Origin of the sequence: Mesorhizobium sp. M0816, from assembly GCF_040320005.1 — a bacterium.
GTDB lineage: Bacteria > Pseudomonadota > Alphaproteobacteria > Rhizobiales > Rhizobiaceae > Mesorhizobium.
This window is the reverse complement of sequence record NZ_JAMYOT010000023.1, coordinates 62,704-81,524: the sequence shown is the minus strand read 5'-3', so window position 1 is coordinate 81,524 and position 18,821 is coordinate 62,704. Positions and strand designations below refer to the sequence as shown.

The window sequence follows — 18,821 nt, the reverse complement described above, 5'->3', positions numbered from 1 at the left end:
GGAGCGCCATGTACGAGCTGAAAGCCGTCGACAAGAAATTCCCCGGCGTCCACGCGCTGAAGTCTATCAATTTCCACATCAAGCGCGGTGAGATCGTCGGTCTCGTCGGTGAGAACGGCGCCGGCAAATCCACGCTGATGAAGGTCATCTACGGCGCCTACCAGCCGGATGGCGGCCAGGTCCTTATCAACGGCGCGTCCGTTCGCTTCGCCAATCCGCGCCAGGCGATGGAAAAGGGCATCGGGATGGTGTTCCAGGAACAGTCCCTGATCCCGAACCTCTCTGTCATGGAGAACATCTTTCTCGGCTACGAGCGCCAGTTCGTCCGCTTCGGCGTGGTCGACTGGAAGGCGATGGCGAGCGCGGCCAAGGCGCAGCTCGCCAAGGTGAAGCTCGACATCGACCCGGTGACGGTGACCTCGAAACTCTCCTTCGCCCAGCGCCAGCTTGTCGAACTCGCCAAGGTTCTGACACTGGAGGAGCGGGTGAAGGGCGACCTCGTCATCCTGCTCGACGAGCCGACCTCGGTTCTATCGAAGGAAGAGGTCGAGCTGCTCTTCAAGCTTGTGCGGGAGCTGACGACGCGCGCCTCCTTCATCTTCGTTTCGCATCGCATGGAAGAGGTGATGGAGCTCTCCGACCGCATCTATGTCATGAAGGACGGCGAGGTGGTCGACGTGGTAGAGCGGGGCGGCGCGACGGCGGAGGCCATCCAGCACAAGATGGTCGGCCGCAACGTCGACAAGCAATATTACCGAGAACACCTGCAGAAGCCGTTCGATGGCTCGAAGGTGCTGGTCGAGATGGCGGCCGTCGGACTGCCGGGCAGCATCCAGGATATCTCGTTCAAAGTGCATGCCGGTGAAGTCCTGTGTCTCGTCGGCACGGAAGGTTCCGGGCGCGAGGCGATCCTGCGCACGATCTACGGCATGCTGACGCCGGCGACCGGCCGTCTCAAGATCAAGGGCGCTGACGCCACAGGCTATTCGCCGCGCCAGTCGGTCGCCCATGGGGTCGGCTATGTGCCGCGCGAACGCAAGATCGAAGGCATCGTCGCCGGCATGAACGTCTACGAGAACATGACGCTCTCGCAGATGCGGAACCATTCGAGCGGGGGGGTACTGCGCGTTAACGAGGAGCGGGCGCTGGCGCGCGACTGGATCAAGAAACTCTCGATCAAGGCACATTCGGAATTTGCCGATTGCGGCAATCTCTCGGGCGGCAATCAGCAGAAGGTCGTGCTGGCCAAATGGCGTTCCGCCGGCTCCGACATCATGTTGCTCGACCACCCGACGCGCGGCCTCGACATCGGCGCGAAGGAAGACGTCTACGACATGATCCGCGCGATGGGCGCGGCAGGCGTCGGCATCGTGCTCGTCGCCGATACGCTGGAAGAAGGGATCGGCCTGTCGCACACAATCATCGTCGTCAAGGACGGGCGCATCCAGAAGCAATTCGCCTGTAAGCCGGGCGCCAAGCCCACGCCCTTCGACCTGCTGCACCATATGATCTGAGGGAAGAGATGGATATTCAGCGCCTCAAACCGCACCTACCCTGGATCACGCTGGTCGTGCTCGTCGCGATCGTCGGCGTCAACGATCCCGGCTTCCTGCGCCCTTCGAACCTACTCGGCATCGCCGGGGATATCGTGCCGCTCTTCATCATGGCGCTCGGGCTCACCTTTGCTATCTATATCGGGGGCATCGATCTTTCGGCCCAGTCCATGGCGAACATGGTGACGGTCGTCGCCTCCGTATATCTCGCCTCCATGGGGGCGTGGGTCGCCGTGCTGTGCGTGCTTGCCGGCTTCCTGCTCGGCATGCTCTCCGGTTATGTGACGACGCGGCTTTTCGTGCCGTCCTTCATCTCCACGCTCGCTGTCGGCGGTGTCGCCTTTTCTATTGCGCAATGGCTCTCCGGCCAGCGCGCACTCAACATGGATGCCACACAGCGCAACGAGACCTTCGGCTGGATGATCGGCCGCACCTGGGGCGTGCCGCATGAGCTGCTGATTGCCGCGGCGCTCGTCGCGATCTGCCTCTTCATCGAGCGACGCACGACGCTTGGCCGTGCCCTGAAGGCCGTCGGTGCCGGCGAACTCGCGGCCGCGGCCTCAGGCCTCAATGTCGCCCGCTACAAGATTCTTGCTTTCGCGATCTCGGGCGCACTCGCCGCCATTGCCGGCCTCCTCTTTGCTGTAAAGCTTTCGGGCGGTGCGCCGACGATCGCCAACGGCTTCCTGCTGCCGGCCATCGTTGCGGTGCTCGTCGGTGGTACGCCGCTGACAGGTGGCGTCGGCGGTGTCGTCAACACCGTGGTCGGTACGCTCATTGTTGCCGTCATCCGCGCCTCGATGCTCTATTTCGAGATCGACGCGACGCGCCAGCAGATGGTTTTCGGCGTCGTGCTGATCGTCGCCATCGCGCTGACCATCGACCGCGCAAAGCTGCGCACCGTGAAGTGAGGATCTGGCCATGAGCACCATGCGCGCCGCTGTCCTCACTGCGCCGAAGCGCTTCGAACTCCGCGACGTTCCGGTGCCGTCCGTCGGGCCGGATGATGTACTGGTGCGGGTAACGCGCACAGGCATTTGCGGCACGGATATCCATATCTTCAACGGCCACTACGCCGCTGACCAATTGCCGCTGATCCCCGGCCATGAGTTCTGCGGCACGATTGCTGAGATGGGCACCAATGTGCGCCATCTGGCGCCTGGTACGCGCGTGGTCGTCGACATTAATATCGGCTGCGGCACATGCTTCTGGTGCCGGCGTAATGAGGTGTTGAACTGCGCCGAGGTCACCCAGGTCGGCATCGGCAGGGATGGGGCTTTCGCCGAATTCGTCGCCGTGCCCGCGCGCCTCGCGATCCCCGTTGAGGCTAACATCGCTGACGAAGTTCTCGTCCTCACCGAGCCGGTCGCCTGCGTCGTCCGCGCCGCGCGCAAGGCGAGGGCGACCTTCGGCCAGTCGGTCGTAATCTTCGGCGCAGGGCCGATCGGCAATCTTCATGTGCAGATGATGCGGCTCGTCGGCGCGGCCCCCATTATCGTCGCCGATCTGTCCGCCGAGCGCTCCCGGATGGCTCTCGAAGCCGGCGCGGATGCGGCGGTGTCCGATCCGGCCGAGCTCAAGAAAACCGTGCTGCGGATGACCGGCGGACGCGGCGCGGATCTGGTGGTCGAAAGCGTCGGCAACAGAAAGCTCTATGAACAGGCTTTCGACCTGACGCGCCGCGGCGGGCACATCGCCTTCTTCGGCATCACGTCGCGGGGCGAGACGGTCCCCCTCGATATCCTCCGCACGGTTCTGGAGGAGACGAGCCTCAAGGGCTCCGTCGCGGGCATGGGGGAGGATATGCATGACGCATTGACCCTTCTATCGCATGGCCGGTTCCGCACGGATGATTTCACCAAGGCGAGCTACTCCCTGGAGAATATCCAGGCGGCTTTCGACACCCTCGGGGAACGGCCGCACGACCTGAAGACGCAAATCGCCATTGCGGCGTAAGACCTATCGAAGTGGAGGTATCCCGTGGACCAGAAAAACCCGTTCCTTTCTGCCCCGGCCGCAGCGCGCACCTTCGGCTTTTTCGTCGATGGCGAGTGGAAAGACGGCGCGCAATACTTCGAACGCACGTCGCCCGGCCACGGCACGCCTGTCACGCGCACGGTTCGTTGCACGGTCGATGATCTGAACGCCGCCGTCGCCGCGGCGCGCCGCGCCTTCGAAGATCGCCGCTGGGCTGGCCTTTCGGGTGCGGCCCGCGGAAGCGTCCTGTTGCGCGTTGCTGAAATCTTGCGCCGCCGTCGCGACGAAATCGCCTATTGGGAGGCGCTGGAAAACGGCAAGCCGATCTCCCAAGCGCGAGGTGAAATCGATCACTGCATCGCCTGCTTCCAAACGGGCGCCGGTGCGGCGCGCATGCTGCACGGAGACAGCTTCAACTCGCTCGGCGACGATCTCTTCGGCATGGTGCTGCGCGAGCCGATCGGCGTCGTCGGCCTCATCACGCCCTGGAACTTCCCGTTCCTGATCCTCTGCGAGCGCGTGCCCTTCATCCTCGCCTCTGGCTGCACGATGATCGTGAAGCCGTCGGAAGTCACCGCTGCAACGACGCTGCTGCTCGCCGAAGTGCTGGCGGAAGCGGGCCTTCCGGCCGGTGTCTACAACGTCATCACCGGTGCCGGCCGCAGGATTGGCCAGGCGCTGTCCGAGCATCCTGACGTCGACATGCTGTCCTTCACCGGCTCGACAGCCGTCGGCCGCTCCTGCGTCCACGCGGCAGCCGACAGCAACTTCAAGAAGCTCGGCCTGGAGCTTGGCGGCAAGAACCCCATCATCGTCTTCGCCGATGCCGATCTGGAAGACGCCGCCGACGGCGCGGCCTTCGGCATCAGCTTTAACACCGGGCAATGCTGCGTCTCCTCCTCGCGCCTGATCGTCGAGCGCTCCATCGCCGCCGAATTCGAAAAGCTGCTCGTCGAAAAAATGAAGAAGATCCGCGTCGGCGATCCGCTGGACGAGGCGACTCAGGTCGGGGCCATTACGACAGAGGCGCAGAACGCCACGATCCTCGACTACATCGCGAAGGGCAAGGCCGAGGGCGCAAAACTTCTCACCGGCGGCGGGCCGATCAATCTTGGTCGCGGCCAGTATATCGCGCCGACGCTCTTCTCCGGCGTTTCATGCGACATGGTCATCGCCCGCGACGAGATTTTCGGCCCCGTGTTGTGCTCCATGCATTTCGATACGTTGGAAGAAGCCATCAAGCTTGCCAATGACACGGTTTACGGTCTTGCGGCGAGCGTCTGGACGAAGAATATCGACAAGGCACTGATGGTGAGCCGCCGGGTTCGCGCCGGGCGCTTCTGGGTCAACACGATCATGGCCGGCGGTCCCGAAATGCCGCTCGGCGGCTTCAAGCAGTCCGGCTGGGGCCGAGAGGCCGGGATGTATGGGGTAGAGGAATATACGCAGGTGAAGTCCGTTCATGTCGAGATCGGCAAGCGCACGCATTGGATCGCATGATGGCCGCTGGCTATGACTATGTGATCGTCGGCGGCGGTACCTCCGGGTGCGTGCTGGCGGCGCGGCTTTCGGAAAACCCGTCCGCGCGAGTGTGCCTCATCGAGGCGGGCGGGCGCGATACCAATCCGCTCATCCACATGCCCGTTGGCTTCGCTAAGATGACGACGGGGCCGCTCACTTGGGGCCTGAAGACCGCGCCCCAGAAGCACGCCAACAACCGTGAGATCCTTTACGCGCAGGCCAAGGTGCTCGGGGGCGGGTCGTCGATCAATGCCGAGGTTTTCACGCGTGGTGTGCCCGCCGATTATGATCGCTGGGTCGAGGAAGGCGCGGAAGGGTGGGGCTTCAAGGACATCCAGAAATATTTCCTGCGATCGGAGGGCAATTCGATCCTCTCCGGTGCCTGGCATGGAACGGATGGCCCGCTCGGCGTCTCCAACATCCCCGAGCCGCAACGCATGACGCGCGCCTTCGTGCAGAGCTGCCAGGAGTTCGGCATTCCCTACAATCCGGATTTCAATGGCCCGGTGCAGGAGGGGGCGGGCGTCTACCAGACGACGACGCGCGACAACCGGCGCTGCTCGGCGGCCGTCGGCTATCTGCGTCCGGCCCTGAAGCGTCCGAACCTGACGGTCGTCACCGGTGCGCTTGTCCTGCGCATTGTCTTCGAGGGACTCCGTGCGGTGGGCGTCGACTATGAGGCCGGCGGCTACCGCACGACGGCGCGGGCGGAAAGCGAAGTGATTCTTACCTCTGGCGCCATCGGCACGCCGAAGCTGATGATGCTCTCCGGCGTCGGGCCGGCCGATGCGCTCAACAGCCACGGCATCGAGGTGGTGCAGGACATGGCCGGCGTAGGGCAGAACCTCCAGGACCATTTTGGCGTCGACATCGTCGCGGAACTGAGGAACCACGATAGCCTCGACAAATACAACAAGTTGCACTGGTCGATCTGGGCAGGCATTCAGTACACACTCTTCAAGTCCGGCCCCATCACCTCCAACCTCGTGGAGGGTGGGGCGTTCTGGTATGGCGACAAGGCGAGCCGCATCACCTCCAACGTCGTGCAGGGTGGGGCGTTCTGGTATGGCGACGAGGCGAGCCCGACCCCGGACCTGCAGTTCCACTTCCTTGCGGGCGCGGGGGCGGAGGCAGGCGTACCGAGCGTGCCGAAGGGCGCGTCCGGCATCACGCTCAACTCCTATACGCTTCGGCCGAAGTCGCGCGGAACCGTGACCTTGCGCTCGGCCGATCCGCGCGCCTTGCCCGTTATCGATCCGAACTTCCTCGGCGACCCCGACGATGTAAGGATTTCCGCTGAAGGCGTGAAGATCAGTCAGGAAATCTTTGGCCAGCCTTCCCTGCAGAAATGCATCAAAACGTTGCATTTTCCCGATAGAAACGTGCGCACGCAGGAAGACTATGTCGCCTATGCGCGCCAATACGGGCGTACCTCCTATCACCCCACCTGCACCTGCAAGATGGGGCGGGACGAGATGTCGGTGGTCGACCCGCAACTGCGCGTCCACGGCCTCGATGGCATCCGCATCTGCGACAGTTCCATCATGCCGAGCCTCGTCGGCTCCAATACCAATGCGGTGACTATCATGATCGGCGAAAAGGCATCGGAGATGATCCGCGGCAATGCCTGATCGATCGAGGCGTCTCAAGCAAAACGGCGGCCTTGCGGCCGCCCTTTTGCGTCAGTCCCATTGGGGGACCCAGGGCAGTTGCCCCGGCTTGACAATGCGGTAACCGGTCGCGTTCAGGGCGTCGATCCTGTCCATGTCGATGGACGACAGCGTGAAATCCATGATGTCGAAATTCCCCCGGATGTTTTCCGGCTTCGTCGACATCGTGTTGAGCGGCACACCCTTCTGGAGAGTCCAGCGCAGCACGACCTGTGCAGCAGATTTTCCGTAGGTTTTGCCGATCTCGGCGAAAAGACGGTGCTTGAACACTTCGCCGCGGGCGATGGACGCGTAGGAGGAAAGCGGGATGCCCGTCTCCGATGCGGCGGCGAGGAGCTTCTGCTGGTTGACCAGCGGGTGAAACTCCACTTGGTTGGTGACGAGCGGTCCTTCGACCACGGCGCGCGCCACATGCATCATGCGTGCGGTATAGTTCGAGACGCCGATGGTATCCGTAAGACCCCTGTCCCGGGCGGATTGCAGGAGGCGCAGGGATGGCGCGACGTCACCGTCTGCCGGCGGCCAGTGCAGGAGAAGCGCATCGAGGCGATCCATCTGCAATGACTTCAGGCTGGCCTCGACCGAGGGCAGGAATTTTTCTTCTGAATAGTTGTCCGGATGCACCTTCGTGGTAATGCAGAGCTCTTCCCGCGCGACGCTGCAGACTGCGAGTGCCGCACCCGTATCGGCCTCGTTGCCGTACATCTGCGCAGTATCGAACGCTCGGTAACCGGCGCCGATGGCGGCAGCGATCGCGTGTCTGAGGTCGTTTCCCTTCAGCGGAAAGGTGCCGAAGCCGCGCTGAAAGCTCTTCTGGAAATAGATGTTCATGCCTCCACCTTGGCTGTCTGGGAGCATCGATGGCGCCATGCGCGTCGACGCGAAAAACCTGCTTGCCTGATTGCCCAGGCCGTGTTTAATCTATAACTAGTTAGTTACTTAATGCAATGCGGAACGGAGGTGAAGTCGATGAAGAAGGTAAAGACGGCGGAGGAGGCGGCCCAACTCGTCAGGGATGGTGCGGTCGTTGCAGTCAACTCTTCGTCGGGCCTGTGTTGCCCTGAGGCCGTTCTCAAGGCGCTAGGCGAACGCTTTGATCGCGAAGGCCATCCGCGCGGTCTCACCTCCATTCACCCGATCGCGGCCGGCGACTTCTTTGGCACCCGTGGTGTTGACCACATCGCCAAGCCGGGCATGCTGAAGAAGATCATCGGCGGCTCCTATCCCTCGGGGCCAAGCAATGCCGAGCCGCCGCTGGTCTGGCAGATGATCCTCAAGGAGGAGCTCGCCGCCTGGAACGTGCCCTCCGGCATCATCTTCGACATGCTCCGGGAGGGCGCCGCCAAGCGTCCGGGCGTGCTCACCAAGGTCGGCATGGAGACCTTCGTCGATCCCGATCAGGAAGGCTGCGCGATGAATGCGAGTGCGCGCGCCGAGCCGATCGTTCAGCGGGTTTCGTTCGCGGGAGAGGACTGGCTGCATTTCCCGGCGCTTCGCCCCGATGTTGCGATCATCCGTGCGACGACCTCCGACGAGAAGGGCAACCTCACCTTCGAACAGGAGGGTGCGACTCTCGGCGCTATGGAAATGGCGCTGGCCGCCCGCAATTCCGGCGGTCTGGTCATAGCGCAGGTCAAGCGGGTGGCGGCCAGCGGCACCCTGCGGCCCCATGACGTGCGCGTCCCCGGCATCCTCGTCGACGTCATCGTCGAGGCGCCCGATCAATTGCAGACGACGGCGACGCCCTATGACCCGGCGATTTCCGGCGAGCTCTTCCGGCCGCTCGAAACCTTCCGCCTGCCGGCCCTCGATGTTGGCAAGGTCATCGCCCGCCGCGTGGCGCGGGAACTGCAGGATGGCTGGGCCGTCAATATCGGCTTCGGCATTTCGGCCAACGTGCCGCGCATCCTCATCGAGGAGGGGCTGCACGGCAAAATCACCTGGGTGATCGAGCAGGGCGCCGTCGGCGGCGTGCCGCTTCTCGATTTCAAGTTCGGCTGTGCCTCCAACGCCGAGGCCTTCGTCGCCTCGCCCCATCAGTTCTGTTACTTCCAGGCGGGCGGCTTCGACTGCTCGCTCCTGTCCTTCCTGGAAATCGACGCCGAGGGCTCGGTCAATGTCAGCCGCCTGGCGGCAACGCCACACCGCACCGCTGGCGCAGGCGGTTTTGTCGATATCACGTCGCGTGCGAAAAAAATCGTCTTCTCCGGCAATTTCAATGCAGGCGCCAAGATGCACATCGAGGACGGCCGGTTGGTGATCGACATGGAGGGCCGCATCGCCAAGTTCGTGCCAAAAGTTGATCAGGTCAGTTTTTCTGGCAAGCGCGCCCGCGCGCAGGGGCAGGAGATCACATGTGTCACGGAGCGCTGCGTAATAGAGCTTGATACGGACGGACTTGTGATAACAGAGATCGCCCCCGGCCTCGACCTTCAGCGTGACGTCCTCGACCAGGCGGCGACGCCGTTACGCGTCTCGCAGACGCTCAGGGTGATGGACGATGCGCTATTCCGCGCTGGCACCATGGGGCTGGCGCTGTGAGCGATCCGCGCATCGAACTCCGAATCGAGGGACACCTTGCGCGGCTCACCCTGCGACGGCCGGAAAAGCTGAACGCGATCGACGAGGACATGGTCGATGCGCTGTTGCGGGCCTGCCGTACCATCGAGCGCTCGGATGCCCGAGTTGCGATCCTGTCGGGAGAGGGCGGCAGGTCCTTTTGCGCGGGGGGCGATATCGAGGCGTGGAGCAGCCTCGACGCCGACACGTTCTCGCGCCGCTGGCTGCGCGACGGACACGGCGCCTTCGATGCGCTGGCCCGCCTCACGGTTCCACTGATCGCGGTGCTGAACGGCCACGCGCTCGGCGGCGGGCTGGAGCTTGCTGCCTGCGCGGACCTGCGTATCGCCGAAGCGCATGTGAAGATCGGCCAGCCGGAGGCCGGCCTCGGCATCATTCCCGGCTGGTCCGGCACGCAGCGCGCCTCGCGCCGCTTCGGCACGCAGCTTGTCCGCCGCATGGCGCTTTTTGGCGAAGTCTACTCAGCTGATGAGGCCATCGCGCTCGGGCTCGTTGATCAGGTCGTGCCCACGGGCGAGGGTGGCGCCGCCGCACAGGCCGCCGCGGCCCGCGTGCTGAAGCGATCTCCAAGGGCGACAGAATTGACGAAGATGCTGATCAATGCCGCCGAGCACGAGGAGAGCGAACGGGTCGTAGAGGCCTTGGCCGGCGCGGTGGCGGCTGCATCCGAAGATCTCACGGAAGGGCTGGCGGCCCACAGGCAGAAGCGGCCGGCGCGTTTCGACAGATAGCTTTCGGTCATCCCATACTCCTGATCCGTTTGGCGGTCTCATGAAGCCTGAAGACAAAGATTTTCTCGCACAACTCTTTCGCGCAGCAATCGAAGCCGCGGCTCCCGAAAAGGCCTTAAGCACATATCTACCGACCCGACCCAAAGGAAAGACCGTCGTCATCGGCGCGGGCAAGGGCGCCGCGCAGCTTGCCGCGGCTTTCGAAAGGCTGTGGGATGGCCCACTGGAAGGGGTTGTGGTGACGCGTTATGGCTATTCGGCGGCCTGCCAGAGGATCCGTGTGCTGGAGGCTGCCCATCCCGTTCCGGATGTTGCGGGGCTTGAAGCGTCTCAATCGCTTTTCGACGCTGTAAAGGGGCTTGGTGAGAATGATCTCGTCGTGGCGCTGATCTGTGGCGGCGGGTCCGCCCTGCTCCCAGCCCCGCCCGGCGATCTCACGCTGAAGGATGAAGCCGCTCTAAACAGCGCGCTGCTGGCGGGCGGTGCGCCGATTTCCGTCATGAACGCTATTCGCAAGCAGGTCTCCGGCATTAAGGGTGGGCGGCTCGCCGCCGCATGTCATCCTGCAAGGGTTGTGACGCTCGTTGTCTCCGATGTGCCTGGCGACGACCCGGCGCAGGTCGCCAGTGGACCGACCGTGCCGGATGCAAGCAATCGCAAAGAGGCGCGCGCACTGGTCAAGACATGGGGTGTCAAGCTGCCCGAGCGGATCCTGGCTTGGCTTGATGAAGACGTGGGCCAGCCGCCATCGCCTCATGACTCAGCCTTTGCCAGTCATGAGGTCCACATCATCGCTTCTGCACGCCTCTCACTGGAGGCTGCCGCGCAACGGTCGGAGGCGCTCGGCGTGCCCGCCGTCATTCTATCGGACTGCATAGAGGGGGAGGCACGCGACGTCGCGGGTGTTCACGCCGCTATCGCTCGCGAGGTCGCCAGCCGTGACCGCCCGTTCTTGCGTCCCGTCGTCATCCTCTCCGGCGGAGAAACGACGGTGACGATCAAGGGACGTGGCAAGGGTGGACGCAACACGGAGTTTTTGTTGTCGCTCGCGCTCGCAGGCGAAGGTGTGCCGTTTGCAGCACTTGCCGCCGATACGGATGGTATCGATGGCTCAGAGGACAATGCGGGGGCCTTTGCCGACGGCGCCAGCATGGGGCGCCTGCGGGAACTGGGGGCGGATCCTGCCGCACTGCTTGCCGGCAACGACGCCTGGACGGCGTTTCATCGTTTGGGCGACCTGTTCGTGCCCGGCCCGACAGGAACCAATGTCAATGACTTCAGGGCAATCCTGATCCGTTAGAGGTTGCCCGCGCCGCTTGTTGCAGCGCGGGCTGATGCGAGCTCAGCCCGGAACGGGTGCGTCCTCGCGCAATAGGCCCTGCCTCTTGAGATCCGCCCAGAACTCTGCCGGGATCGGATGGGAGAACCAGGCAAGGTTCTGGTCAAGCTGTTCGACCGTGCGCGTGCCCGCCATGAAAGAGGGTACGGCAGGATGGGCGAGCACGAATTGCAGTGCGGCGGCGGCCAGCGGCACGCCATGCGCCGCACAGACCACCTCGATTTTCGCGACCTTTTCCAGGATGTCGCGCGGCGCCGGCGCGTAATTGTACTTCGCCCCTTCCTTCGCGCCGGTGGCAAGGATTCCCGAATTGAAGCCGCCGCCCACGACGACCGCCGCGCCACGTGCCTCGCACAGCGGAAGGAACGCGTCGAGCGCGTCCTGTTCGAGGAGGGTGTAGCGGCCGGCCAGCAGGAAGCAGTCGAAATCGTGACGGCGGAGGGCCTCATGGCAGACCTGCCATTCGTTGACGCCGACGCCGATCGCCTTCACGACCTTTTCCGAGCGCAGCCGCTCCAGCGCGCGCCAGGCGCCGTCCATCGCCTGCTCGAACACTTCCGGCTGCTCGCTCCCGCGTGTGAAAACGTCGATGTCATGGATGAAACACATGTCCATCCGCTCCAACCCCAGCCGCTGCAGGCTGTCCTCGAAGGCGCGCATCGTGCCGTCGTAACTGTAGTCGAAATGCATGGTGAAGGGCGCAGCATTCGTCCACGGCGCAAAATCGATGGTGTCGCGCCGCGCCGGTCGCAGCAGGCGCCCGACCTTGGAGGAGAGGACGAAATCGTCTCGCTCCTTCCAGCGCAGGGCGTGGCTCGTGCGCAGTTCGGCAAGCCCGTGGCCATACATCGGCGCGGTGTCGAAGAACCGTACGCCGGCGGCCCATGCGCGTTCGAACATATCCCCGGCTGTGGCTTCGTCGATCTCGCGGAAAATGTTGCCGAGGGGCGCGGTCCCAAAGCCGAACGTCGTGACGTCAAGTTCTGTTCGGCCGAATTTCCTCTTTTCGCCAGGGTGCATGCCTCTCCTCCATAAGTAACCATTTGGTGAATAAATAAGCACGGACCAAACGCCTGTGCAAGCAGCTTTCTTCCCGGTCTCAGATTTTCCGACTTGACGTCTTGAGACTGGGGAATGTATATAACCGGATAGTTACTAAGTGGGAGTCGAGGGCCATGTATCTCACTGAAACGCAGGAGCAGGTGCGAGAGATGGCGCGCGCCTTTGCCGACGAAATGATCCGGCCCGTGGCCGAGGAATTGGACCGCGAGGAACGCTTCCCGGCGGCTCTTTACGACGAAATGGCAAAGCTCGGCCTATTCGGCATAGGCGTGCCGGAAGCCCTCGGCGGGCCGGGCTTCGACACGCTGACCTATGCCCTTGTGATGGAGGAGTTGAGCCGCGGATATGCTTCCGTCGCCGACCAGTGCGGCCTGGTCGAACTGATTTCAAGCCTGTTGGTGCGCCACGGCACTGAAAGCCAGCAGGCCCTGCTGCCGGAAATACTCGGCATGCGCTCGAAGGTCGCCTACTGCATCACCGAGCCGGAGGCGGGCACTGATGTTTCGGGCATCCGCACGACGGCCGAGCGCGACGGCGACGGCTGGCGTTTGAACGGCGGCAAGATCTGGATCCACAATGCGCCGGTGGCCGACTACGGTTTCGTGCTGGCGCGAACCGACAAGCAAGCCGGCAATCGCGGCATGTCGATCTTCATCGTCGACCTGCATGCGGCCGGCGTCGAGAAGGGGCCGAAGGAGCACAAGATGGGCCAGCGCGCCAGCCAGGTCGGCGCGCTGAACTTCACCGATGTGCGCCTTCGGGCAGATGCCCTGCTCGGCACCGAGGGGCGCGGTTTCCACATGATGATGTCGGTCCTCGACAAGGGGCGCGTCGGCATTGCGTCACTCGCCGTCGGTATCGCACAGGCCGGCCTGGAGGCCGCCCTCGACTATGCCGGGACGCGCAAACAGTTCGGCAAGGCGATCGCCGACTTCCAGGGCGTGCAATGGCTTCTGGCCGACATGGCGAAGGACATCGAGGCCGCACGCCTGCTCGTCCATTCTGCCGCTTCGAAAATCGACAGCGGCGCGGATGCGACCAAAGCCTGCTCCATCGCCAAGTGCTTTGCCGGCGACATGGCTGTACAGCGTACCGCCGATGCCGTGCAGGTCTTTGGCGGCTCCGGCTATATCCGCGGCTTCGAGGTGGAGCGGCTCTACCGCGATGCAAAGATCACGCAGATCTATGAAGGCACGAACCAGATCCAGCGCATGATCATCGCGCGCGAACTCCTGAAGAAAGGCGCTAGGGCATGAGCGCCGCGTCCGCCCGGCCGGTCGCGCTCGTCACCGGCTCCTCGCGCGGCATCGGCCTTGCCGTTGCTGAAGCTCTGGCGAAGGAAGGATTTGCGGTCGCCGTCAACGGGCCGGCTGAGGACGCCGAACTTGCCGCCGCGGTCCATCGCGTCGCCGCCCATGGCGTCCCCGTCGTCGCCGCCGCGTTCGATGTCGCTGCGATCGGCGGTCACGGTGCGGCGATCGATGCGGTCGAGGAAAAGCTCGGGCCGCTTACCACGCTCGTCAACAATGCCGGTGTCGGCGTGCTCAAGCGCGGAGACATGATGGAGGTCTCCGAGGAGAGCTGGGACCGGTGTTTTGCCGTCAACACGAAGGCTATGTTCTTCCTGAGCCAGGCATTCGCGCGTCGTCTGCTTGCACGCGCGCGGCCGCCACTCTTCCATTCGATCGTCAATGTCACGTCTTCGAATGCGGTCGCGGTGGCGGAGCAGCGCTCGGAATACTGCGCCTCGAAGGCCGCCGCCGCCATGGTCTCCAAGACTCTCGCCGTCCGTCTCGGGCGCGAGAACATTGCCGTCTATGACGTCCAGCCGGGCCTGATTGCCACCGAGATGACCGCGCCGGTTATCGAGGCCTATCGCGAACGGGCCGCGCAGGGCCTCACGCTTTTCCCGCGTGTCGGCGAGCCGGAGGAGGTCGGTGCGCTGATTGCCTCGCTTGCGACTGGCAGGCTTCCGTACACAACCGGACTGTCGATCCCAGCCGATGCCGGCATGCTCGTCCCGCGCTTCTGAGGTTTTTCATGAAAATCGCCCTTCCCGATACCGCTGGCCGCCTTGCGCACTATGCCCTGACCGGAAAGCCAATCGCCGCCGCCACGCTTGGCAGGAACCCGGCGCGAACAGTCTACTCGGCCGCCCACGTCGTCGCCGATCCCTTCACTGCGAACGATCCGTCGGGTCGCGCCACGGTCGACTGGGCCAAGACGATGGAGTTTCGCCGCTATCTCGCCGGCCTCGGCCTCGGCATTGCCGAGGCGATGGATACGGCGCAGCGCGGCATGGGTCTCGACTGGCCGGGCGCACTGGAGCTGATCCGCCGCACCCGCGAGGAACTCCCGGATGCGGTGGTCGCCAATGGCTGCGGCACGGATCATCTCGACCCCGCGGCAGTGGCGAGTCTGGACGATGTGCGCCGGGCCTATCTGGAACAGGCGGAAGCCATTCAGAAGCTCGGCGGCCGCCTCATCCTCATGGCCTCCCGTGCTCTGGTGCGCGTCGCAAAAAAGCCGGAAGACTACGTCAAGATCTATTCCGATGTGCTCGCCGCCTGCGACCAGCCGGTGATCCTGCATTGGCTCGGCGATATGTTTGATCCGCAGCTTGCCGGCTATTGGGGCGACGCGGCGTTTGACCCCGCCATGCAGACGGCGCTCGCCGTCATCGAAGCGAACACGGCCAAGGTTGACGGCATCAAGATCTCCCTTCTCGACCAGGAAAAGGAGGCCGTCATGCGCCGTCGTCTGCCCGCCGGCGTGAAAATGTATACGGGCGACGACTTCAACTATCCGGAACTCATCGAAGGTGACAGCGAGGGCTTTTCGCACGCCCTTCTCGGCATCTTCGACCCGCTCGCGCCGGCCGCCGCCTATGCGGTGGAGCGGCTGGGCGACGGCGACAAGGCGGGCTTCCGTGCAACGCTCGACCCGACCGTGCCGCTCGCTCGCCTGATCTTCCGCGCGCCCACCCAATACTACAAGACCGGCGTCGTCTTCGTCGCCTGGCTGAACGGCTTCCAGGATCACTTCGTGATGCTGAACGGCGCCCAGGCGATGCGGCCGCTGCCGTATTTCGTCGAGGTGTTCCGTCAGGCGGACCAGTGCGGCCTGCTGCGCGATCCCAACCGCGCCGTCGAGCGCATGAAGAAGTTGCTCGCTGTTTACGGGGCGTAGGCGATGCGCGATTTCTCGACGGACCATTTGGCGCTCGCGCTCAACACCGCCAGCCTCGGACACAACTTGGATGGCCACGGTGCAGGCTGGTCACCGGAGCGGGTGATTGATGCGTGTGCTGCCCGTCGTTTCGGCTCGATCGTCTTCTGGCGCCGCGAAGTCGGTGCGCGGGCGAACGAGATTGGCGAGCGGGTGCGCTCGGCAGGCCTTTCCGTCGCCGGGCTTTGCCGCACACCGTTCCTTGTCGGTACCGAAGCGATCGACAGGACAGCGGTTCTCGATGAGGCGAGGGCGTCCATCGATATGGCTGCCGGTCTGGGTGCCACTGTGCTGACGATTGTGGTTGGCGGCGTACATCCCGGCACCAAGGGCACTGCCGAGAGCTTGAAGATTGTCGCTGAACGTGTTGCCGACCTCGCACTCTATGCGGCGGACCGCAATGTCAAGCTGGCGCTGGAACCTCTCAATCCCGTCTACGCCGGGAACCGCTCCTGCCTGACGACCGTGCGTGACGCTGTCGATATCTGCGAGGCGGTCGATGCGCCGAACCTTGGCATTGCCGTTGACGTCTACCATGTCTGGTGGGACTGCGATCTTGACACCCAGTTGCAGCGCGCCGGCAAGGACAGGATTTTCGGCTATCACCTTTGCGATTGGCTTGCCGACACGCGCGACGTGCTGCTGGACCGCGGTATGATGGGCGACGGTGTTGCCGATCTCAAGACGATCCGCGCGAGTGTCGAAGGCACCGGCTACACCGGTCCCTGCGAGGTCGAGATTTTCTCCGCTAACAATTGGTGGAAGCGTGATCCCGGCGAGGTGCTTGACGTCATGGTCGAACGTTTCCACGCCCTCTGCTGACGAATTTTGGAGTTGAGCCATGAAGATCTTGGTCCCAGTCAAGCGCGTTGTTGATTACAACGTAAAGATCCGCGTGAAGGCGGATGGCTCCGGTGTCGAGCTTACGAATGTCAAGATGTCGATGAACCCGTTTGACGAGATTTCGGTTGAGGAAGCGCTACGCCTCAGGGAAGCCGGCAAGGCTGAGGAAGTGGTTGTGGTGTCGATCGGTCCTGCGAAAGCCGAAGAGACGCTGCGCACCGCGCTCGCCATGGGCGCCGATCGCGCCTTGCTGGTCGAGACGGACGACGCCGTCGAGCCGCTCGCCGTCGCCAAGATCCTCAAGGGTGTCACCGAGGCCGAACAGCCCGGCCTCGTCATCGTCGGCAAGCAGGCGATCGACGACGACAGCAGCCAGACCGGCCAGATGCTCTCGGCCCTTCTTGGTTGGGCGCAGGCGACGTTTGCTTCAAAGGTCGAGATCGACGACGGCAAGGCGCCAGAGGGCACAGCCAGGGTGACGCGCGAAGTCGACGGTGGTCTCCAGACGATCGACGTGAAGCTTCCGGCCGTCGTTACGACCGACCTTCGCCTCAACGAGCCGCGTTATGCGTCGCTGCCGAACATCATGAAGGCCAAAAAAAAGCCGCTCGACAAGAAGACGCCGGTCGACTTCGGCGTCGACACCGCCCCGCGCCTCAAGGTGCTGAAGACCCAGGAACCGTTCGGCCGCAAGGCAGGCGTCAAGGTTAAGTCGGTCGCCGAACTGGTTAAAAAGCTCAAGACCGAAGCCGGCGTGCTCTAAGGTGGAAAAGGGAGACTAAACCATGGCCATTCTTCTTCTGGCAGATCACGACAATGAAACCCTTTCCGACCAGACCGCAAAGGCGCTGACGGCCGCGTCGAAGATCGGTTCCGACGTGCATGTGCTCGTCGCCGGCTCCGGCGTCAAGGCTGCGGCCGATGCGGCTGCAAAACTCTCCGGCGTTTCCAAGGTGCTGCTTGCCGACGACGCCAGTCTTGCCAACAATCTCGCAGAACCGCTGGCGGCGCTCATCGTGTCGATCGCCGGCAATTACGATGCGGTCGTCTCGGCCGCGACCTCGGTCGGCAAAAACATCCTGCCGCGCGTTGCTGCGCTGCTCGATGTCGCGCAGATCTCCGAAATCGTCGAGGTCGTCTCTGCCGACACGTTCAAACGGCCGATCTATGCCGGCAATGCCATCCAGGTGGTGCAGTCGACTGACGCCAAGAAGGTGATCACCGTACGCACGGCGTCCTTTTCCCACGCCTCCCAAGGCCCATCTGCTGTCGTCGAGGAAATCTCGACGGCAGCCTTTTCTTCAGAGCTTTCGACCTTTGTGTCGAACGCACTTTCGACCTCGGACCGACCGGAGCTGACCTCGGCGAAGATCATCATCTCCGGCGGTCGGGCGCTCGGCTCGTCGGAGAAATTCAAAGAAGTCATCCTTCCCGTTGCGGACAAGCTTGGCGCCGCCGTCGGTGCGTCGCGTGCGGCCGTCGATGCTGGCTATGCACCCAACGACTGGCAGGTCGGCCAGACCGGCAAGGTGGTCGCCCCGGACCTTTACATCGCCTGCGGCATCTCCGGGGCCATCCAGCATCTGGCCGGCATGAAGGATTCGAAGGTCATCGTCGCGATCAATAAGGACGAGGAGGCGCCTATTTTCCAAGTTGCCGACTACGGTCTCGTTGCGGATCTCTTCGAGGCCCTGCCGGAACTCGAAAAGGCGCTTTGAGGACTTAGCTGCTTCGATGACGATCGAACTCTCCGAACGCGAGAGCATGGAATTCGACGTCGTGATCGTCGGCGCGGGGCCTGCGGGCCTGTCGGCGGCGATCCGGTTGAAGCAGGTCAATCCTGATCTCACCCTCCTCGTGCTGGAAAAGGGCTCGGAAGTCGGCGCCCATATCCTGTCGGGCGCCGTTGTCGATCCCATCGGCATCGACCGCCTGCTGCCTGACTGGTGCGTGGACGATAGCCATCCGTTCAAGACCACGGTGACGGACGACCATTTCTTGCTGCTCGGCCCGGCCGGCTCGATCCGCCTGCCGAACTTCGCCATGCCGCCCTTGATGAACAATCATGGCAACTACATCGTATCGCTCGGCAATGTCTGTCGCTGACTGGCGACCAAGGCGGAAGAGCTCGGCGTCGAGATCTATCCCGGCTTTGCCGCAACCGAAGTGCTCTACAACGACGAGGGCGCGGTGATCGGTGTCGCCACCGGCGACCAGCACGGAAAGATGGTTAGTCCTCTGTTGCGATAGACCATCATCGGGTTACCTCGTTCCGAGAGTTCCCATTCTGTCAGCCCGAAATCCCCTTCGCTTTTCG

General features: G+C 63.4%; 16 protein-coding genes and 1 pseudogene. 15 read left to right on the top strand and 2 right to left on the bottom strand.

What is annotated here, in order from left to right:
* Positions 1-8: 8 nt before the first annotated feature.
* From NKI17_RS27640 to NKI17_RS27620, 5 genes are read left to right on the top strand one after another with little or no spacing between them, the layout of a single operon-like run.
* The gene (locus NKI17_RS27640) at positions 9-1,514 is read left to right on the top strand and encodes a sugar ABC transporter ATP-binding protein (protein ID WP_352517367.1); all 1,506 of its coding nucleotides are present in this window, start codon (positions 9-11) and stop codon (positions 1,512-1,514) included.
* A gap of 8 nt (positions 1,515-1,522) precedes the next feature.
* Positions 1,523-2,464, top strand: coding sequence for an ABC transporter permease (locus NKI17_RS27635; RefSeq protein WP_352496352.1), 942 nt, complete (start codon positions 1,523-1,525; stop codon positions 2,462-2,464).
* Positions 2,465-2,474: 10 nt separating this feature from the next.
* Positions 2,475-3,509 carry a zinc-dependent alcohol dehydrogenase gene (locus NKI17_RS27630; protein ID WP_352642358.1) on the top strand — a complete coding sequence of 345 codons (1,035 nt, stop codon included), beginning with the start codon at positions 2,475-2,477 and terminating at the stop codon, positions 3,507-3,509.
* Between the two features lie 24 nt (positions 3,510-3,533).
* Positions 3,534-5,030 (top strand): aldehyde dehydrogenase family protein, encoded by a 1,497-nt coding sequence (locus NKI17_RS27625; protein ID WP_352496354.1) that lies wholly within the window; start codon positions 3,534-3,536, stop codon positions 5,028-5,030.
* A complete protein-coding gene (locus tag NKI17_RS27620; RefSeq protein WP_352907057.1) occupies positions 5,030-6,682 on the top strand; it encodes a GMC family oxidoreductase in 1,653 nt (550 codons plus the stop codon). Before NKI17_RS27625 ends, NKI17_RS27620 begins: the two co-directional genes overlap by 1 nt.
* 51 nt (positions 6,683-6,733) lie before the next feature.
* On the opposite strand, the gene NKI17_RS27615 is transcribed toward NKI17_RS27620, so the two are convergent.
* Positions 6,734-7,552, bottom strand: coding sequence for an aldo/keto reductase (locus NKI17_RS27615; protein ID WP_352907056.1), 819 nt, complete (start codon positions 7,550-7,552; stop codon positions 6,734-6,736).
* Between the two features lie 138 nt (positions 7,553-7,690).
* Between NKI17_RS27615 and NKI17_RS27610 the strand changes: the two genes are divergently transcribed.
* Genes NKI17_RS27610 through NKI17_RS27600 form a run of 3 tightly spaced genes read left to right on the top strand, consistent with a single transcriptional unit; the run spans position 7,691 to position 11,332 of the window.
* Positions 7,691-9,262: an acyl CoA:acetate/3-ketoacid CoA transferase gene (locus tag NKI17_RS27610; RefSeq protein WP_352907055.1), complete on the top strand. Its 1,572-nt coding sequence runs from the start codon at positions 7,691-7,693 to the stop codon at positions 9,260-9,262.
* On the top strand, positions 9,259-10,032 hold the full coding sequence (locus NKI17_RS27605; protein ID WP_352907054.1) for an enoyl-CoA hydratase/isomerase family protein: 774 nt from the start codon (positions 9,259-9,261) through the stop codon (positions 10,030-10,032). The genes NKI17_RS27610 and NKI17_RS27605 overlap by 4 nt, the downstream gene beginning before the upstream one ends.
* A gap of 40 nt (positions 10,033-10,072) precedes the next feature.
* Positions 10,073-11,332, top strand: a complete 1,260-nt coding sequence (locus NKI17_RS27600; RefSeq protein WP_352642352.1) for a glycerate kinase type-2 family protein — start codon at positions 10,073-10,075, stop codon at positions 11,330-11,332.
* A gap of 42 nt (positions 11,333-11,374) precedes the next feature.
* Here the strand turns inward: NKI17_RS27600 and NKI17_RS27595 are convergent, their stop codons facing one another.
* Positions 11,375-12,391: an aldo/keto reductase gene (locus tag NKI17_RS27595; RefSeq protein ID WP_352578185.1), complete on the bottom strand. Its 1,017-nt coding sequence runs from the start codon at positions 12,389-12,391 to the stop codon at positions 11,375-11,377.
* A gap of 155 nt (positions 12,392-12,546) precedes the next feature.
* Between NKI17_RS27595 and NKI17_RS27590 the strand changes: the two genes are divergently transcribed.
* The 7 genes and pseudogenes from NKI17_RS27590 to NKI17_RS27560 all read left to right on the top strand — a co-directional run.
* Complete coding sequence (locus NKI17_RS27590; RefSeq protein WP_352496361.1) at positions 12,547-13,689, top strand: acyl-CoA dehydrogenase family protein; 1,143 nt, start codon at positions 12,547-12,549, stop codon at positions 13,687-13,689.
* The gene (locus tag NKI17_RS27585) at positions 13,686-14,465 is read left to right on the top strand and encodes a 3-ketoacyl-ACP reductase (RefSeq protein ID WP_352907053.1); all 780 of its coding nucleotides are present in this window, start codon (positions 13,686-13,688) and stop codon (positions 14,463-14,465) included. The genes NKI17_RS27590 and NKI17_RS27585 overlap by 4 nt, the downstream gene beginning before the upstream one ends.
* Before the next feature lie 8 nt (positions 14,466-14,473).
* Entirely contained in the window at positions 14,474-15,622 is a 1,149-nt protein-coding gene (locus NKI17_RS27580) for a dihydrodipicolinate synthase family protein (protein WP_352907052.1), read from the top strand.
* 3 nt (positions 15,623-15,625) lie between these two features.
* Positions 15,626-16,483: a sugar phosphate isomerase/epimerase family protein gene (locus tag NKI17_RS27575; protein ID WP_352578188.1), complete on the top strand. Its 858-nt coding sequence runs from the start codon at positions 15,626-15,628 to the stop codon at positions 16,481-16,483.
* 19 nt (positions 16,484-16,502) lie between these two features.
* Entirely contained in the window at positions 16,503-17,267 is a 765-nt protein-coding gene (locus NKI17_RS27570; protein ID WP_352907051.1) for an electron transfer flavoprotein subunit beta/FixA family protein, read from the top strand.
* 22 nt (positions 17,268-17,289) lie between these two features.
* Complete coding sequence (locus NKI17_RS27565; RefSeq protein ID WP_352496366.1) at positions 17,290-18,222, top strand: electron transfer flavoprotein subunit alpha/FixB family protein; 933 nt, start codon at positions 17,290-17,292, stop codon at positions 18,220-18,222.
* 16 nt (positions 18,223-18,238) lie between these two features.
* Positions 18,239-18,718 (top strand): annotated as a pseudogene (locus NKI17_RS27560) (NAD(P)/FAD-dependent oxidoreductase); the annotation flags it as partial.
* Between the last annotated feature and the right edge of the window lie 103 nt (positions 18,719-18,821).